General features: G+C 48.5%; 15 protein-coding genes. 12 read left to right on the top strand and 3 right to left on the bottom strand.

Features of this window, described 5'->3' with window-relative positions; genetic code table 11:
• Nucleotides 1-219 precede the first annotated feature (219 nt).
• Nucleotides 220-6,246: a retention module-containing protein gene (locus tag MHM95_RS15500; RefSeq protein ID WP_239385711.1), complete on the top strand. Its 6,027-nt coding sequence runs from the start codon at nt 220-222 to the stop codon at nt 6,244-6,246.
• A 56-nt stretch (nt 6,247-6,302) separates the two neighbouring features.
• Here MHM95_RS15500 and flgN read toward each other — a convergent pair whose 3' ends face one another.
• The 3 genes from flgN to flgA form a co-directional block, all read right to left on the bottom strand.
• Entirely contained in the window at nt 6,303-6,731 is a 429-nt protein-coding gene (gene flgN / locus MHM95_RS15495) for a flagellar export chaperone FlgN (RefSeq protein WP_022944063.1), read from the bottom strand.
• Nucleotides 6,724-7,050 carry a flagellar biosynthesis anti-sigma factor FlgM gene (flgM, locus tag MHM95_RS15490; RefSeq protein WP_239385710.1) on the bottom strand — a complete coding sequence of 109 codons (327 nt, stop codon included), beginning with the start codon at nt 7,048-7,050 and terminating at the stop codon, nt 6,724-6,726. Before flgM ends, flgN begins: the two co-directional genes overlap by 8 nt.
• A 72-nt stretch (nt 7,051-7,122) precedes the next feature.
• Nucleotides 7,123-7,839, bottom strand: coding sequence for a flagellar basal body P-ring formation chaperone FlgA (gene flgA / locus MHM95_RS15485; RefSeq protein WP_239385709.1), 717 nt, complete (start codon nt 7,837-7,839; stop codon nt 7,123-7,125).
• 167 nt (nt 7,840-8,006) lie between these two features.
• Between flgA and MHM95_RS15480 the strand changes: the two genes are divergently transcribed.
• The 11 genes from MHM95_RS15480 (at nt 8,007) to flgJ (ending at nt 17,353) form a co-directional block, all read left to right on the top strand.
• Complete coding sequence (locus MHM95_RS15480) at nt 8,007-8,939, top strand: chemotaxis protein (RefSeq protein ID WP_022944060.1); 933 nt, start codon at nt 8,007-8,009, stop codon at nt 8,937-8,939.
• 47 nt (nt 8,940-8,986) lie between these two features.
• Nucleotides 8,987-9,820: a protein-glutamate O-methyltransferase CheR gene (locus MHM95_RS15475; protein ID WP_026110988.1), complete on the top strand. Its 834-nt coding sequence runs from the start codon at nt 8,987-8,989 to the stop codon at nt 9,818-9,820.
• A 73-nt stretch (nt 9,821-9,893) separates the two neighbouring features.
• Nucleotides 9,894-10,304 carry a flagellar basal body rod protein FlgB gene (gene flgB, locus MHM95_RS15470; RefSeq protein WP_045978574.1) on the top strand — a complete coding sequence of 137 codons (411 nt, stop codon included), beginning with the start codon at nt 9,894-9,896 and terminating at the stop codon, nt 10,302-10,304.
• Between the two features lie 2 nt (nt 10,305-10,306).
• Nucleotides 10,307-10,729 (top strand): flagellar basal body rod protein FlgC, encoded by a 423-nt coding sequence (gene flgC, locus MHM95_RS15465; protein ID WP_045978575.1) that lies wholly within the window; start codon nt 10,307-10,309, stop codon nt 10,727-10,729.
• 14 nt (nt 10,730-10,743) lie between these two features.
• Nucleotides 10,744-11,421 (top strand): flagellar hook assembly protein FlgD, encoded by a 678-nt coding sequence (locus tag MHM95_RS15460; RefSeq protein WP_022944056.1) that lies wholly within the window; start codon nt 10,744-10,746, stop codon nt 11,419-11,421.
• A gap of 39 nt (nt 11,422-11,460) precedes the next feature.
• Nucleotides 11,461-12,786, top strand: a complete 1,326-nt coding sequence (gene flgE / locus MHM95_RS15455) for a flagellar hook protein FlgE (RefSeq protein ID WP_022944055.1) — start codon at nt 11,461-11,463, stop codon at nt 12,784-12,786.
• 129 nt (nt 12,787-12,915) lie between these two features.
• Nucleotides 12,916-13,659, top strand: coding sequence for a flagellar basal body rod protein FlgF (locus MHM95_RS15450; protein WP_022944054.1), 744 nt, complete (start codon nt 12,916-12,918; stop codon nt 13,657-13,659).
• Nucleotides 13,660-13,680: 21 nt separating this feature from the next.
• Entirely contained in the window at nt 13,681-14,469 is a 789-nt protein-coding gene (gene flgG, locus MHM95_RS15445) for a flagellar basal-body rod protein FlgG (protein ID WP_022944053.1), read from the top strand.
• A gap of 14 nt (nt 14,470-14,483) precedes the next feature.
• A complete protein-coding gene (gene flgH, locus MHM95_RS15440) occupies nt 14,484-15,164 on the top strand; it encodes a flagellar basal body L-ring protein FlgH (protein ID WP_026110987.1) in 681 nt (226 codons plus the stop codon).
• 11 nt (nt 15,165-15,175) lie between these two features.
• Nucleotides 15,176-16,267: a flagellar basal body P-ring protein FlgI gene (locus MHM95_RS15435; RefSeq protein ID WP_022944051.1), complete on the top strand. Its 1,092-nt coding sequence runs from the start codon at nt 15,176-15,178 to the stop codon at nt 16,265-16,267.
• Between the two features lie 150 nt (nt 16,268-16,417).
• Nucleotides 16,418-17,353 carry a flagellar assembly peptidoglycan hydrolase FlgJ gene (gene flgJ / locus MHM95_RS15430; RefSeq protein ID WP_239385708.1) on the top strand — a complete coding sequence of 312 codons (936 nt, stop codon included), beginning with the start codon at nt 16,418-16,420 and terminating at the stop codon, nt 17,351-17,353.
• Nucleotides 17,354-17,355 lie beyond the last annotated feature (2 nt).

Here is a 17,355-nt window from a genome sequence, read left to right as displayed (position 1 = left end):
CCAGTTTTGTTAAATAAACCCAGTACTGCCATGTCAATTGTATGATTTAGTCGAGAATTCACCGATGCGCAATAAAATCATTTTTTGTACCTCTAAAATTCGTTCGACTTACTATAAAAGTATGGTTTTTTGGCGACAAAATTGGACTGCTGTCCAATAACACTTTGCTCGTCAGTTTCTACACTTAATTTGTCGGCCAAATTCAGTGAGGAAACCGCCATGGACCAGTTAATTGTAAAAGAGGTAGTAGGGGAAGTATTTGTACGTTTGCCCAATGGTGAGGTAAAGCTTGTTAGCGTTGGCGATAGTATCGTCCAAGGCGCGCGCATAATGACCCAAGCACAAAGCTCAGTGACACTCTCAGGCACTCACAGCGACTTTGAAATTCCTGCCAATCAGCATGTATCGCTCGGGGCAGACACGCTAGCTGAATTTGGTTTGAGCCTAGATGAGCATCAGGTCGCCCAGCAAAGTGTTGCCGAGGCACTCAATGGCCTTGATGCACAGCCGACCTCACCTTCTGCCACTAACGAAGACCCCAGTATTTCCTCTTTTTTGGATGCACTGCAAGGTGACGGTGACATTCTCGATGCCTTAGAAGCAACCGCAGCTGGTGCGGGTGGAGGCACCGCTGGTGGAGGAGGGACCTCTTTTGTACAGCTCACACGTATTAGCGAAACGCTATCAGGTCAGCAACTGAACCTAAATGACGATTTTAGCGCTCAGAATCAAGGTGCGCTCACGGTTGAGAACACCGGCGATGGGGTGTTGCCAGAGGGTGAAGCAGCGAGTGGTGAGAGCGGAGTTATTACGGTGACGCCGATAGGTTTAACTAATAACCCAGACATTCAAGTCAGTGGCACCAGTACAAATATGGCAGGGCAAACTGCGACTGTGACATTGATCACGGCTAATGGTGTTTCGATTGAGCAGACAGTGGTTATTGATGATGGCGGGCAGTGGCAAGTGGTGTTCTCTGATGAGGTAGTAGACGGTGCGTTCGAAGTGACTGTTACGGCCACCGATCCTCAGGGAAACACTGTGGTGGGAACAACGTCAGGGGAGCTTGACACCACAGCCCCCGTTATTGTTATCGCTACACCTATAGGTGAAGATGACCCGACGCCAGCTATTTCGGGGAGCAGCGATTTAGAGGCTGGATCAGCAGTGAATGTGCTCATTACAGATGCAGCAGGCGCTATCCAAACACTGGTCGCTACTGTGGGGGAGGACGGCACTTGGCAAGTGCAAGTGACGCAACCATTGGTGCAAGGGGAGTTCAGTGTTGTTGCTAGCAGCACTGATGAAGCAGGGAATATTGGCCAGGCGCAGGCACAGGGCAGCTTTAATGGTGACACTGACCTAGAGAGTTTAACTATTGATATCGCTGCGATTGGCACCACAAACGACAGTACGCCGAGTCTAGCGGGCAGCACGGATGCCCCTGATGGCAGTGTGATCACTATCACTGTCGTTGACGCTTTGGGAAATGAGCAGAGTATAACCACGACAGCTGTTGCCGGTCAGTGGCAAATTGATGTGGCTCAGCCATTGGCCGAAGGCGAATTCTCAGTGACCGCATCTGTAGCGGCGGGTGGCTTAGAGGCCAGTGACTCAGAGTCTGGTTTATTGGACAGCCAAGCGCCCAGTATAGTCATTGACTCTTTAGCAACCATCAGTGATAACACCCCAATAATCAGTGGCAGCAGTGATGAAATCGGCGCTACCGTCAACATATTGGTTACTGATGCGGCGGGAGTTGCGCAAAGTTTAACGGCTGTCGTCCAGGCAGATGGTAGCTGGCAGGTGGAGGTGCCACAGGCGCTGGCTGAGGGAGAGTTTGAGGTACAGGCTAATGTCACTGATGTGGCAGGTAATAGCGCCAGCGATACCGAGCAAGGAGTTATAGATGTCAGTGCGCCGGAGTTAACGATAGATTCTCCTGCGATTACCAATGACACAACCCCCATTATTACTGGCACCAGTAGTGAAGTTGGGGGCACCGTTATTGTGATTGTCTCTGATGCTGAAGGCAATCGACAAACATTAGAAGCGACCGTTCAGCAAGATGGTAGCTGGCAGGTGCAAACTCAACAACCGCTAGGTGAGGGTGTTTACCAAGTGCAGGCGAGTGTGGTTGATGCATCCGGCAACAGTACCAGTGATACTGCTCAAGGTGAGGTGGATACTACAGCGCCGAGCCTAACCCTGACTCCTTTGGGAGTCACGAACGATCCCACCCCAGTGATTTCCGGAATAAGTGATGAAATAGGAGCAACGATAGCGGTCGAAGTGGTTGATGCGAATGGCACAACTCAGTCATTCACTGCTGTGGTGCAAAGCGACGGAAGTTGGCAAGTTGAGGTGCCGACAGAGCTTGCTGAAGGGGGATACCAAGTTGAGGCCAGTGTGAGCGATGAAGCTGGAAACAGCACATCAGCAACGGCAAGTGGAACAATTGATACCAATGCTCCCGATTTGAGCATCGACCCGCTATCACCCACCAATGATGTAACACCAACGATTTCAGGTTCTAGCAGTGCAATAGGTGCCGCAGTAAATTTGACTCTCACCGATGCAAATGGGCAGATACAAACCGTAACAGCGGTGGTGGCGGCAGATGGTAGCTGGCAGGTGGAGGTGCCACAAGCGCTAGCTGAGGGGGTGTTTACCGTTTCAGCGAGTGTTACTGATGCCCAAGGAAATGAAGCGCAGGCAAATACCCAAGGGCAAATAGATGTTACGGCTCCGACGCTCAGTATTGACCCGCTTGGAGCGCAAAGTGATACCACGCCTATTATTTCCGGTGTTAGTTCGCAAGTGGGCGCAAGCGTGGTTATCGAGGTCACCGATAGCGATGGTACGACGCAAACGTTAACAGCAGTGGTGCAAAGCGATGGTCGCTGGCAGGTAGAAGCCTCCCAGCCGTTGGCTGAAGGGGATTATACTGTACTTGCATCAGTGACTGATGAAGCAGGGAATAACACCCAAGCGTCAGCGCAGGGCAGTATTGATGCCAGCGCACCGGATTTGACCATCGACAACCCGGGTATAGGCAATGACACGACTCCAATCATTACTGGCAGTAGTTCTGAGGTTGGAGCAACGGTGGCTATTACCGTGGTCGATGCCAGCGGTAATACCCAGACGGTTCAGGCGACGGTGCAAGATGATGGCACTTGGAGTGCGTCGCTCGCCACGCCTTTAGCTGAAGGGCAATACACTATCACCGCCGAAGTCAGTGACAATGCCGGTAACCAAGCGAATGATCAAGTCCAAGGTGAAGTGGATATTACAGCACCCTCTGTGACAATTTCGCCCGTTGGCAGTGTGAATGATGAAACCCCTGTAATTAGCGGCAGTGCTGAAGGCAACGAGGGAGATGTTGTATCAATTACCGTAGTTGATGCCAGCGGAGATAGTCAGAGTTTTACGGCACTGTTAGCCGGTGATGGCAGTTGGACAGCTGAGGTGCCCACTGCACTTGCTGAGGGGGATTTTGATATTACCGCCAGCATTACTGATGCTGCGGGAAACGAGGGCACCGACAATGAATCTGGTACTGTTGATACTGCTGGCCCAGGGATCACGATTGATCCCGTAGGAGTGATAAGCGATGCCACTCCTGTTATTTCTGGTATATCGGCGGGCGCTGCGCCTGGAGCCGTGGTGTCAATAGTCGTGGTTGATGCCCTTGGCAATGTTCAGAACTTGAGCGCCACAGTCGGCGCAGACGGTACATGGAGCGCAAACGTTGGTGCAGCGCTGGCAGAAGGAGAGTTTACTATCACAGCCAGCGTTGACGATGGAGCTGGCAACACCTCAACGGATTCTGAGACAGGGGTTATCGATACTCTTGCTCCAAGTGTTGAGATTGACCCACTCGAGCTCACTAACGACAACACGCCCCTTATTTCTGGGGGCTCAAGCGAGGCGAACAGCCAATTAACACTTATCTTTACTGACTCTCAAGGGAACAGTCAAAGCGTAATCACTACCACTGATGCCAATGGGAATTGGCAGGTATCCGCTCCTTCAGCGTTAGCCGATGGTACTTATACCGTAGCCGCGACCATTGTTGATGATGCAGGCAATACGGGTACTGATTCTCAGAGTGCTGTAATTGATACCATTGGCCCTGAGTTGACCATAGTGCCATCGTTTCTGTTAGGTAATCTTGTTTCCTTGTCTGGTACTTCGGATTTGCCCGCAGGCAGTGAGGTCACCATCACAGAGCACCTCGTCGGAGGAGGGATTGGTGCAACGTACACAGCGATCACCGATGCGGATGGCAATTGGACTTTAGTTAATTTGACGGTGCCGCTTCTGACATTAGCCTATGTGACTGCGTCAGCCTCTGATGCCGCTGGTAATTCGACCACCATCAGTACACTCGATTTTGATAATGAACCGCCTGTCCTTAGCATTGATACCCTTGGCTTAACTAATGACAGCACGCCAGTTATCAGTGGCACAACGGATGTGGCTGATGGCACCGTGGTAGAGGTGATAGTGACCGATGCGTTCGGTGACCAGCAAACCCTGCAAGCGTCTACCTCAAATGGCAACTGGTCTGTGGCTGTGCCTACGGCGCTGGCTGAAGGTGGTTTTACTGTAGCAGCGGCAGTACGTGATGACGTTGGCAATCTAACCGAAGTGAGCGCAACCGGCGAGGTGGATACCACCGCCCCTAGTCTAAGCGTGAACGTGCCAGCAAATGGCAATGACAATACCCCGCTTATCTCAGGGACCAGTGATGAAATAGGTGCCACTGTCTCTGTCACAGTCACTGACGGCAATGGTGATAGCCAGAATATTTCAACCGTTGTCGCAGCCGATGGCACCTGGGCTGTGACGCCTTCAGCGTTATCTGACGGCACCTTCTCCGTGAGTGCAACGATAATGGATGATGCGGGCAATACCACCACAGTGTCTAACACCGGAAGTATTGATACTCAAGGAGTGAGTGTCACCCTTGATCCATTAGGGTTAGGGAACGATGCCACACCGCTGCTGAGCGGTACATCGAGTGAAATAGGCAGGGAAGTGAGTATTAGTGTGCTGGATAACAACGGTGATACTTACACACTCAGTGCGACGGTAGACGGCAGTGGTAATTGGTCGGTGCCTGCCCCCAGCCTAGCTGAAGGAGATTACACCGTAACCGTCAGTGTTTCTGATGCTGCTGGCAATAGCAGCAGTGCAAGCGACACTGGCACCATAGATACCATTGCACCGACCGTAAGCATTGATCCAAGCAGCGTGGCACTAACTAATGACAACACCCCGCAAGTCAGTGGCTCCTCAAATGAAGCGAATGCTCAGGTGAGTGTGCAATTTGTGGATGATGCGGGCACTATCCACACGGTGACCACCAACACAGATAACAACGGTGATTGGTCTATTAGCGCCAGCGCAGTACTGGTCGATGGTCAATATACGGTGACCGCACGTGTTACCGACCAAGCGGGAAATACCGGCAGTGCTGTGGATAGCGGTATCATAGATACAACTCCCATTAGCTTTGAGGTCACTGATTTTGACCCCGGCATTTTGGGTTTAGTGCTACCGTCAGCGGAAGGCACAGCACCTGCAGGTACAGAGATCTACATTATTGGCTCTAGCCTGCTAGGTGTAGGGCTAGCTGGCATCGACCTTGATGTGTTAAGCACGTACCCCAGCACGACGACTGACGGTGATGGCAACTGGCAGTACACTCTATCTTTATTAGATGTTGATTTACTTAGCGGTGAAGATTATTACTTCGTGACTATTGATGATGCCGGCAACTACCTCGTAAAAGACACTGACAATCAAGAAGTGGAGCGCGGCTCAATTTATGACAATGCTACTGCGGATGAGACGTCGGAGGCCAGTGTGGCAAGCGAAGATGATTTGGCCTTCGAATCAGGTGAGCAAAGCCATTATGCCAGTGTTGAAACTCTGGATTATGAGGCTGTAAGCTTGAGCTTAAATGGCGAGCAGTTTACCGAGTTTAACCAAGTAAAAGAAATCACAGTCAATGCCGAGCAAACTATCAGTGAATCGGGCTTGTTAGGCGCTGAGTCTATTTTGGATAATCCCGATGAGGCAGAAGAGGTATTAGCTCAATTTGATGATTTAGCCTCAGAGCAAACAATAACGAGCGAGGAGCATGGCTTTGGAGGAGCCTCACATTATGCCACTGTTGGCGATGATGAAGTGATCAAAGCAATGCTGGATAGCTCGGGCAAAGGCGAATTATAAGAGATAAAAAGGGAGCTTAGGCTCCCTTTTTCGAATCAATATTTAGCTTAGTAGGTTCAGGCTTTTAAATTCTTTACGATTTTATTTTCGCTGCGGTCAATCCCACCATCGGCAGCATAGGTTAATGAACTTGGTGCGCCGATAAGAATATCTTTGAGTTGTTTGACGGTGAGCTGAGCATTGTGAGCAGCCTGAGCATTCACTTGATTTTGCTGTTTGCACTTTAGCAATAAAGTCTGTGCATGCTCTATCATCTCTTGGTGCGGCGCTAATACCTCTTGCTCTTGCGCTTTTAATAGCTGAGCAATGTGCTGGTCTTGTTGCTGAATTTGAACAAGCGCCTGTTCTTTTTTAGGCGTTAATTCCTTCAGCTCATCACCACTGCGCCCGGCAATAGCGCTCAGCTCATCTTCAAGTAGTTGTAGCAAGTCTTGTAAACTTGAGAGCTGTTGGCCGAGAGCCACACTAAGTGCCGAATCAGCCATACAAATCGAACTCAAACGCAGCGATGTTTTTAGCAAGCTTTTCGCTATCTACTTGATATTTGCCTTCACTGATAGCTTGCTTTAATTCGTCAACCTTTTGTTGATCGAACCCTGATGAGCGCTCAGCTTTTTCTTGCAAAGACTTCATTTGCTTTGCTTGTGGCGTAAGGCTTACTGAGTCTACTGCAGCCTTCGTACTGGCTTTTGCATTTGCCTCATTACCTTGCGTTTGCGTTTGGTTGAGCTTTTGTTGCTCCACTTTATTTTGTGGTGTGTTGTACACCGAGCCTTGCTGGCCTTTGTTGACTTGATTCACCATCACTAATTACCTAAGCTATATTGACCTTTGCACTGTTTATCGGCCATTCTAGCCAATACTTTAGCATAAAATTTAAATATTAACCGCCACGGTTTCCACTGCTGTTACTTTGGCATTGATCAGCCGGCCAGACTTTACATTACGCACGCGAATATTATCACCGACACCGCCATCTTCTAGCGCTTCTCCAGATGTTTTTATAGTGAGTCCGTTAAAGCGGGCAATAATGCTCACATTATCGCCCTTACACACCATACACAACTGATTCATACTAATTGGCAATCCTCTGCGAATACTGCGTTTACTGCGGCTGCCGACAATAACTTCTGGCTGCTCTATGTAGCGAGCGCGAACAAAATGTTGCGGACGCTGCTCCGTAGTTAAATCATCAGCACTAATAATTTGCCCACGGGCAATGTGATCATTGGCGACCACGATAGTAGAGAGCTTACTGATGCGTACATGGACATACTGACTCCAAAGAGCAGGACTTGGGCACTTAAGTTTTACTGTTACCTGCCGATTAAATGGCGGAGCGCTAGCCGTAGAGGCTTGCGGTGTTACTGCACACTCTCTGGGACCTATGCGCGCATCTAAGTCCATCGCTTGCACTCGCAGCTCTTGATCGGGCTGAATCTGCGCTTGCTCTGTGATGTATTGCTCAGCAAGCGTTTGCAAAGCGTGGCGATCATAGCGCTGTTGTTGGCCGTTGTTTGCCTCAGCCGTTGAGCTTATTAATACACCGGCTATTAACCATAAGCTTTGGAAAAGTTGAATTTTTTTGAACATACTCACCATGTTTCGACTATGCTTATTGGGTAAAACAGGGTATAACTACGAAGCGTCAAAAACTGGGCGTTCTAGCGTAGTTATACTAACGTATGAAGCTAAGAAGCAAAATGCGTTCCTATTTGGCGCGAGTGTGCGAAGTTGTAAATTAATGCTAGGAGAATCCGATGGCTGGCATTTTAGATTCTGTCAATCAACGAACCCAACTTGTGGGTCAAAACCGCCTTGAATTATTGCTGTTTAAACTAAAAGGACGCCAGCGGTTCGGGATCAACGTTTTTAAAGTTAGAGAAGTCCTTCAGTGTCCACCACTAACAAATATGCCGAAAACGAATTCTTATATTCGTGGGGTAGCGCATATTCGTGGACAAACCATTTCTATCATCGATTTGTCTATGGCTGTAGGCGGTCCGGCCATCACTGATATTGAAAATTGCTTTATTATTATCGCCGAATATAACCGCTCTGTGCAGGGGTTTTTGGTGGGTGGCGTTGAGCGTATCGTCAATATGAACTGGGAAAAGATTATGCCACCGCCGTCAGGTGCGGGGCGTTATTCATACCTTACCGCAGTGACTGAGATTGATGACGAGCTCGTAGAAATCTTGGATGTCGAAAAAATTCTTGCAGAGATCAGCCCTGTTAATACCGAGGTCAGTGAGGGCATTGCCTCAGATGGCGAGATGCAGAAAGATCTCGGTGAGCGTATTGTGTTTATTGCCGATGACTCTGCCGTGGCGCGTAATCAAGTAAAACGGGCGCTGGAGCCTCTCGGGGTGCAAACTGAGCTGGCGAAAAACGGTAAAGAGGCCCTGTTGCGATTAAAAGAAATAGCGAAGCTCGACTGCAAAGATGATATCACTGAGCGAGTGGCGTTACTGATATCGGATGTGGAAATGCCAGAGATGGACGGCTATACCTTAACAGCAGAGGTCAAAGCGGATCCGAAGCTGGCACCATTGCATGTGATACTGCACACCTCTTTAAGTGGCGTATTTAACCATGCGATGATAGAAAAAGTTGGGGCGGATGATTTTATTGCCAAATTTAACCCCGACGAACTGGCTACAGCAGTTAAAAAGTGGGTGCATTGTGATTAATGCCGCCTTGTCTTGTAACCGCTTCAAGTGAGTTAGGTGAGAGTAATTTGGAAAATAAGCATTTAGAGCTCGGTGAATACAACCAGTTTCGTGCATTTTTAGAACAGCAGTGTGGCATTGTGCTGGGTGATAACAAACTTTACTTAGTTAAAAGTCGCTTGGCTCCGCTGATGGCTCGCTTTAGCGTTGAATCTTTGTCGCAGCTGGTTAGCAAAACGTTGAGTCCGCATGAGCGGCAACTTCGTGCCGCTGTTGTTGATGCCATGACCACCAATGAAACATTGTGGTTTCGCGACTCTTATCCGTTTGAATTATTGAAGACAAAGCTCTTACCTGAGTGCAAAGATTTACGTCGGCCGGTAAAAATTTGGTCGGCGGCCAGTTCTTCAGGGCAAGAGCCCTACTCAATAGCGATGTCAGTGGCCGAATATCAACAGTCTCGCCCAGGTCAACTGTCCTCGGGAGCGCAAATAATAGGTACGGATATATCTAATACCATGCTCGATATTTGTAAAAATGCTGAGTATGACTCATTGGCATTGGCTCGGGGGCTCAGTGCTGAAAGACGCAAAAAGTTTTTTAGCGATAGTGGCAACGGTATGGCTAAAGTTAATGACAATGTAAAACGTATGGTGAGCTTTCGCCATTTGAATTTATTGGATTCATATGCGTTGCTGGGTAAGTTTGACATTATCTTTTGTCGCAACGTCCTTATTTATTTTTCTCCGGAAGTAAAAGCCAAGATCATTGGTCAATTCGCGCAAGCGCTGAATCCTAAGGGGTATTTGTTTTTAGGAGCGAGTGAATCAATGACAGGCTTGAGTACCGAGTTCGATATGATCCGTTGCAATCCCGGTATCATCTACCAAAAAAAGTCCTAAATACATAGCCTTACAATCTATGGTCTAAAAATTGCTGTAGCCCCTCTAAGAGAGTCAAAAATTTGGAGAGGCTATGGCTATCAGTTTTGATAAAGCATTTGGTATTCATCCCCAAGCAATGCTCGTTCGCTCGCAAAGGGCTGAGCTATTGGCGTCGAATATTGCCAATGCAGACACCCCTGGCTATAAAGCGAAAGACATTGATTTTGCCAGCGCGTTAAAAGCGGCAAACAATCGGCAGTTAAGCGGCAATAGCTTAGCTCGCACCCATCCGGAACACCTCCAAGCAAGTACCCAAATGAGTATGGGTGAAGCAAAATTTCGTGTTCCAAATCAACCAGATACAGGCGATGGTAACTCTGTTGATGTACAGGTGGAACGGAACTTGTATACACAGAACGCTATAGAGTATCAGGCCAGCTTACGCTTTATGAACGGCAAGATTTCCGGTCTTAAGAAAGCCCTAGGTGGTCAAGGAGCATAATCATGAGTTTATTTAACGTTTTTGATGTTTCTGGTTCGGCCATGAGTGCGCAAAACGTGCGCTTAAATACCACGGCCAGCAACTTAGCAAACGCAAACTCGGTTAGCTCCTCAGTGGAGCAGACATATCGCGCTCGCCAACCTGTTTTCGCTGCTCAGCTGCAGCAAGCGGTAGGCAAACAGCAAGGTGAGTCTGTGGGAGTGAAAGTGCTGGGTGTAGTCGAGAGTGACAAACCGTTGCAAATTGAATACAACCCAGGTCACCCGATGGCGGATGAGAACGGCTATATCTATAAACCCAATGTCAATGTGGTTGAGGAAATGGCCAATATGATTTCGGCGTCACGCTCCTATCAAACGAATGTGCAAATAGCCGACTCTGCTAAGCAAATGCTAACGAGAACGTTGCAGCTTGGTAAGGGTTAAAGCGAGGATAGAGCATGAACAATAATGTGCAATCAGCAACGGGTCTAGGCTCCCTGTATTGGGATAACCAAAATAAGGCGCCGGAAGAAAAGAGCGATGAGCTCACCCAGGAAGATTTTTTCAGCTTGCTGACTCAGCAGTTGTCCTATCAGGATCCGAGCAAACCTGCGGATAATGACCAGATGATTGCGCAGATGACTAATTTCACCATGGCTGAGGGGATCTCAAAGCTCAATGAGAATTTTAACTCTTTGGCTGCGTCAATGACATCTAACTCGGCGCTGCAGGCGTCAACACTAGTCGGGAAAAAGGCATTGTTGGAGTCTGAAACTATCGAGTTGTATAGCGGTGAAGTGAGTAAAGGGACTGTTCTTGCTAAAGAGCCTGTTGATAATTTAAGCCTCACTATCAAAGACGATAAAGGTCAGGTGGTTGAGGTGGTTGATTTAGGCTCGCAACCTGCTGGTGCAATTCGCTTTGAATGGGACGGTTTAGACAAAGACGGCAATCCGTTTCCTCCCGGTGAGTACGACATTGTGGCAGAGGGCAGCATCAATGGTGAATACAGCTCTTTACCTATGGCGACATTCAAAAATATTGAAAGCGTTAATATCAACGGCGCGAATGGGATCATCGTGAACACCAAAGAGGGCGCAGTGAAGCTCGCTGAGGTGGCTGAGATTTCAGTGTAAAGCATTTGCCTGCGGGCAGTTATTACGAAGAGGTGAAACATGAGTTTCAATATCGCTTTAACAGGGTTGGCGGCAGCCCAAAAAGATTTAGATGTGACCGCAAACAACATTGCGAACGTCAATACCACAGGTTTTAAAGAATCCCGCGCAGAGTTTGCTGATGTGTATGCGGCATCAGTATTCAGCGGCGGTAAAACGAAGAACGGTGACGGTGTGCAAACCACCATGGTCGCGCAGCAGTTTCACCAAGGTTCTTTAAAGTTCACGTCAAATGCACTGGATTTAGCGATTACCGGTGAAGGTTATTTTGCTATGGCTGACGATTTAGCTTCGCAAGATTTTACCTATACGCGTGCTGGGGCGTTCAAGCTGAATGATGATAACTTCGTAGTCGATGCTAAAGGTAACTTACTGCAAGGTTTCCCAACGGATCCGGTAACCGGTGATACCACTTCGGTGAGCTTGAGTACGGCCAACCCGATTCAAATACCTGATTCATCAGGCTCTCCAAATGCGACAGATAATGTCTACAGTTCATTTAACTTGGATGCGGGTGCCACCGTCCCAACGGTAACGCCATTTAACCCAAATGACTCAGCCACCTATAATTCGTCAACATCAACAACGGTCTACGACTCTCTGGGTGAGCCCCACGTGCTGCAGTTTTTCTTTGTAAAAACGGCCTCTAACGAATGGGATGTGCGCGCCACCGTCGATGGCACTGAAGTTGATAACGCGGGTAACGCAGGTGCAGGCCCCATCACCCAGTTTACTTTTGATGCAGCAGGTTTACCATTACAAACTGATGGTACGCCCAACACCGGTGCGACGTTTAACCCTATGACGCTATCGGGTGCCAACCTGAGCGCCAGTGGTATTCTGACCAACGGGGCCCAGTTTAATGATATTAACTTAAACTGGCGTGATGAAGCTGCGACGGGTAACAAGCTCCCAACCCAATTCTCTAGCCGCTTCGAGGTGAAGGCGTTGGAACAAGATGGTTCGACCGTGGGCCGCTTATCTAATATTGAAATCGGTAGTGATGGTAAGTTAGTTGCCTCATATAGTAATGGCGACTCTACCTTCTTAGGTCAGGTAGCGATGGTCCGTTTCCCTAACTCTCAGGGCTTGCAGCAGGTAGGTAATACCAGTTGGAAAGAAAGCTTAGACTCTGGTGAGCCCATCGCCGGTGAGCCAGGAACCGGGACCTTGGGCACGATTAATTCCGAAGCGTTGGAGCAATCGAATACCAACCTTACTAATGAGCTAGTTGATTTAATCAGTGCACAACGAAACTTCCAGGCTAACTCTCGGGCGTTAGAGGTGAACTCAACGCTGCAACAGAATATCCTGCAGATCCGATAAGAAAAATCCTACTAGGCCACCTTTTGGTGGCCTTTTTTCATCCCTCTAGTCTCTCCTTTTAAATAACTCCTTTCTCTTGGTATCAATCTTGCTTTAGTCAATATAACGACGATTTTAAGGAGCAAGCCAATGGACAAGATGCTGTACATTGCCACCTCAGGAGCTAAGCAAAGCCTATTGGGGATGGGGGTTAAAAGTAACAACCTTGCCAACGCCAACACCACAGGCTTTAAAGCCGATATCGCTCAGGCACGCTCGATGCAGGCCTTTGGTGAAGGGCTGCCGACACGCGTTTTTGCTCTGCAAGAACGGGCAGGGACCAACACCACAGCCGGTGGTATTTCTGAAACCGGTCGCGATTTAGACATTGCTATGAGTGAGCACGGTTGGCTGACGGTATTAGATGATGCTGGCAACGAGGCCTATACCAAAGCCGGTTCATTGAAAATGACCCAAGAGGGGATGCTACTCGATAGAGATGGCCGTCAAGTTGTTGGCGAAGGGGGGCCTGTAATCCTGCCTGTTCCGATTGAGAAAATAAGTTTCAGCAAAGACGGCACCATTCAAGTTCGCCCTCAAGGTGCACCGGCCAACTTTCTTGAAGAAGTGGACAGATTGCAAATCGTTGAGGCCACAGGGCATCAGGTGGAAAAGGGCAACGACGGTCTGTTTCGGCCCGTAAATGGCCAACAACTTGATGTTTCTGAAAATGTCTCAATCATGTCAGGGGCTCTCGAGATGTCGAATGTCAATCCTGTGCATGAAATGGTCGATATGATCAGCCATCAACGTCAGTTTGAATTACAAGTCAAGCTAATGAAAACCGCCGAAGAGAATGACCAGCGTGCTGAGTCATTGCTACGGATTATGTAACATTAGCGAGGAGTCACTACTATGAACCCAGCATTGTGGATCAGTAAAACCGGGCTTGACGCCCAACAGACCGATATTTCGGTTATTTCCAACAACTTGGCTAATGCCAGCACGGTCGGTTACAAGAAAAGCCGCGCCGTGTTTGAAGATTTGTTGTATCAAAATATCAACCAACCTGGCGGGCGCTCTTCACAAGATACAGAGATGCCTTCGGGGTTGATGCTTGGCGCCGGTGCCAAAGTGGTTGCTAACCAGAAGAATTTCTCCCAGGGCAATATGCTAAGCACGGAGAACTCCCTCGACTGGATGGTTCAAGGACAAGGCTTTTTTGAGGTGTTGCTCCCTGATGGCAATATTGCTTACAGCCGTAATGGTCAATTCACGACCGACGAAGACGGTCGTATCGTCACCAGTGGTGCTGGTTTTCCGGTGCAACCAGAAATGAACGTGCCCGATGACGCGCAGTCTATTACTGTGTCGCAAGACGGAGAGGTTTCGGTGCGCGTAGCCGGGCAGGCGGACAATGTAGTGATTGGTCAGTTGGTGATCAGTGACTTTATTAATCCATCAGGGCTTGAACCTATGGGCCAAAACCTTTACACCGAAACCGCTGTCAGTGGCGCTCCGGTGCAAGGTAACCCGGGAGTAGACGGCTTGGGTATTATTGTTCAAGGAGCATTGGAAACCTCGAACGTCAATGTGACCGAAGAGCTGGTCAACTTAATTGAGACACAGCGTGTTTATGAGATGAACTCTAAAGTGATTTCATCTGTAGACCAGATGCTCAGCTATATTAATCAGCAGCTATAAGTGGGGGCATTATGATTAGGCCAATTGCACTATCAATTACTTTTGTACTTGCTACAGGGTGTGTTTCTACACAAAACTCCCATGTTGTCGAAAACGACCCTTACTATGCGCCGATGTATCCGCAGGAAGCAACACAAAACATGACCCAAAGTGGCGGCCTTTTCAATCCCGTATTGGCGAACGATTTGTATGCCGATAAGAAAGCGTTGCGTACTGGAGATATCATTACTGTGGTACTGCGTGAGTCAACGCAAGCATCAAAAACGGCGAAAACAGAAACTGACAGGGAGACTGAGCTGGGGTTAGAGCCGGTTATTGGTTTAGGCGGCAATCCGGTCAATATCGGTGGAGATAGCATTCAAATGGGTGTGAACTCAGATGCTTCGTTCACCGGCGACGCTAAATCTAATCAATCCAACAGTTTGTCAGGCAATATTTCCGTGAACGTGATGCGCGTGCTGCCCAATGGTAATTTGGTGATTCGTGGCGAAAAGTGGTTAACGCTTAATACTGGCCAGGAGTTTATTCGCTTAGAAGGCATTGTTCGCCCAGCTGACGTGAGCTCCGAAAACACAGTAGAAAGTAGCCGTATCGCTAATGCGCGTATTCAATATTCTGGCAAAGGCGAGCTGCAAGAAACGCAAAGTGCCGGTTGGCTATCACGGTTCTTTATGAGCACTTTGTTCCCATTCTAAGGAGTCCAGTCATGAAATGGTTAAACCTTATCGTGTTCTGCATGGCGTTGACTAGCTGGCAAAGTTTTGCCGAGCGTGTCAAAGATGTGGCCATGGTTGAGGGCGTACGTAGTAACCAATTAGTGGGTTATGGTCTGGTTGTGGGTCTGCCTGGCACGGGAGAGAAGAGCCGCTTTACCGAACAAAGCTTTAAAGCGATGTTGAATAACTTTGGCATTACTTTGCCGGCCAACCTTAAGCCTAAGATTAATAATGTTGCAGCGGTTGCCGTTCATGCGGATATGCCGGCGTTTATCAAACCCGGCCAGAGTATGGATGTCACTGTATCTTCAGTAGGCAGTGCCGAGAGCCTACGCGGTGGTACCTTATTGCAAACCTTTTTAAAAGGTGTCGATGGTAATATTTATGCTATTGCTCAAGGTAGCTTAGTTGTTAGTGGATTAGGCGCGCAAGGGCTTGATGGCTCACGTGTGGTGGTCAATACGCCAACTGTGGGTCGAATTCCTAATGGCGGCATTGTCGAGCGCGCGATCCCGAGTCCCTTTACCCAAGGGGATTACATTACCTTTAATCTTAATCGCCCTGACTTTACTACCGCGAAGCGCTTGTCCGATACCATTAATAATCTTGTCGGGCCGAATACCGCAATGGCAATGGACGCCGCGTCAGTGCGCGTAACTGCCCCACGTGATGTTTCGCAACGAGTTGCTTATTTATCGACGCTGGAAAACCTTGAATTCACTCCTGCCGATAATGCTGCGAAAATCATTGTCAACTCCCGTACTGGCACCATAGTGATTGGCAAAAATGTTAAGTTGCAGCCAGCGGCTATTACTCATGGCGGGCTCACAGTGACCATCGCCGAAAATGCAGAAGTGTCGCAGCCCAATGCATTGGCCGAGGGTGAGACGGTGGTGACCAATCAAAGTATTATCGATGTGCGTGAAGACGACTCGCGTGCCTTTGTTTTTGACCCCGGGGTGAGTTTAGATGATCTTGTGCGCGCGATTAATGAAGTGGGCGCCGCACCGGGAGATTTAATGGCCATTCTTGAGGCGTTAAAAGAGGCTGGTGCTATTAATGGTCAGTTGGTGGTCATTTAAATCTGATACTGCAACCGCAAACCCCAGGTGCCCAAAGCCTTGGGGTTTGCTGTTTTTATAGCCACCTAAGTTCTTGTTAATCAGAACGATAAAGTCAGTGGTACGTTTTTTGCTTTAGTTTTTGCATCTAGTCATAACTTTGTCAGTCTTATGGATGCTAACCAACTGCAAACGCAAAGCGTCTTCGATCTCAATAGCTTAGATAAGCTTCGTCAAGATGCGTTAAAACAGCCTGCCGGCAGCGACGGCGAGCGCGAGGCCCTAAAGCAAGCAGCGCAGCAGTTTGAGTCTATCTTTACGCAAATGCTGCTCAAAAGCATGCGCAAAGCCAATGAAGCCTTCGAAGATGAAGACAGTCCGTTTAATGCCAGCAGCGTTAAATACTTCCAAGACATGCATGATCAGCAGCTCTCCAGTGAGTTATCGGCGAATGGCTCATTGGGCTTGGCCGATTTGATTGTGCAACAGTTATCGCCACAAAAAGACAGCTATATGCCTGCGTCAGCTTTGCGGGATGCACGATTAAACAACGCGCAAGTGAAAACCCAAGAACAACACACTGAGGCATCTCCTATCGCTCACAAAGCCGATTTCGCCAATGCCAAAGAGTTTGTCGAAGGGGTGTGGGACGTTGCCCGTGAAGCGGCCGGTAAAATCGGTGTGCATCCCGGTGTTATGGTTGCTCAAGCTGCATTGGAAACTGGTTGGGGCAAGCACATTATTAAAACTGCGAGCGGTGAAAGTTCGAACAATTTATTTAATATCAAAGCGCACCGTGACTGGCAGGGGGAAGCGACTGTAAAACCAACATTAGAGTATGAAGGAGGAGTTGCGGTTCAGCGCAAAGAACCGTTCCGAGTGTATGACTCTATTAAGCAAAGTTTCGATGATTTTGTCTCATTTTTGAAAACTAATCCCCGTTACCAGCAGGCTTTAGATGTGGCCGATAAGCCTCATCAGTTTATCGACGCTATACAACAAGCTGGCTACGCCACCGATCCACAGTATGCAGAGAAAATTAAACGCGTGTTAGGACAAAGCGAATTACGTGCCCTAGCCGGTGATCTGCTAAGGCAAGGAGAGTAGAT

The organism is Pseudoalteromonas sp. CnMc7-15 (assembly GCF_022347925.1).
Lineage (GTDB): Bacteria > Pseudomonadota > Gammaproteobacteria > Enterobacterales > Alteromonadaceae > Pseudoalteromonas > Pseudoalteromonas ruthenica.
Note: the sequence above shows the minus strand (reverse complement) of the source record. Positions and strands in the feature narration are given on the sequence as shown.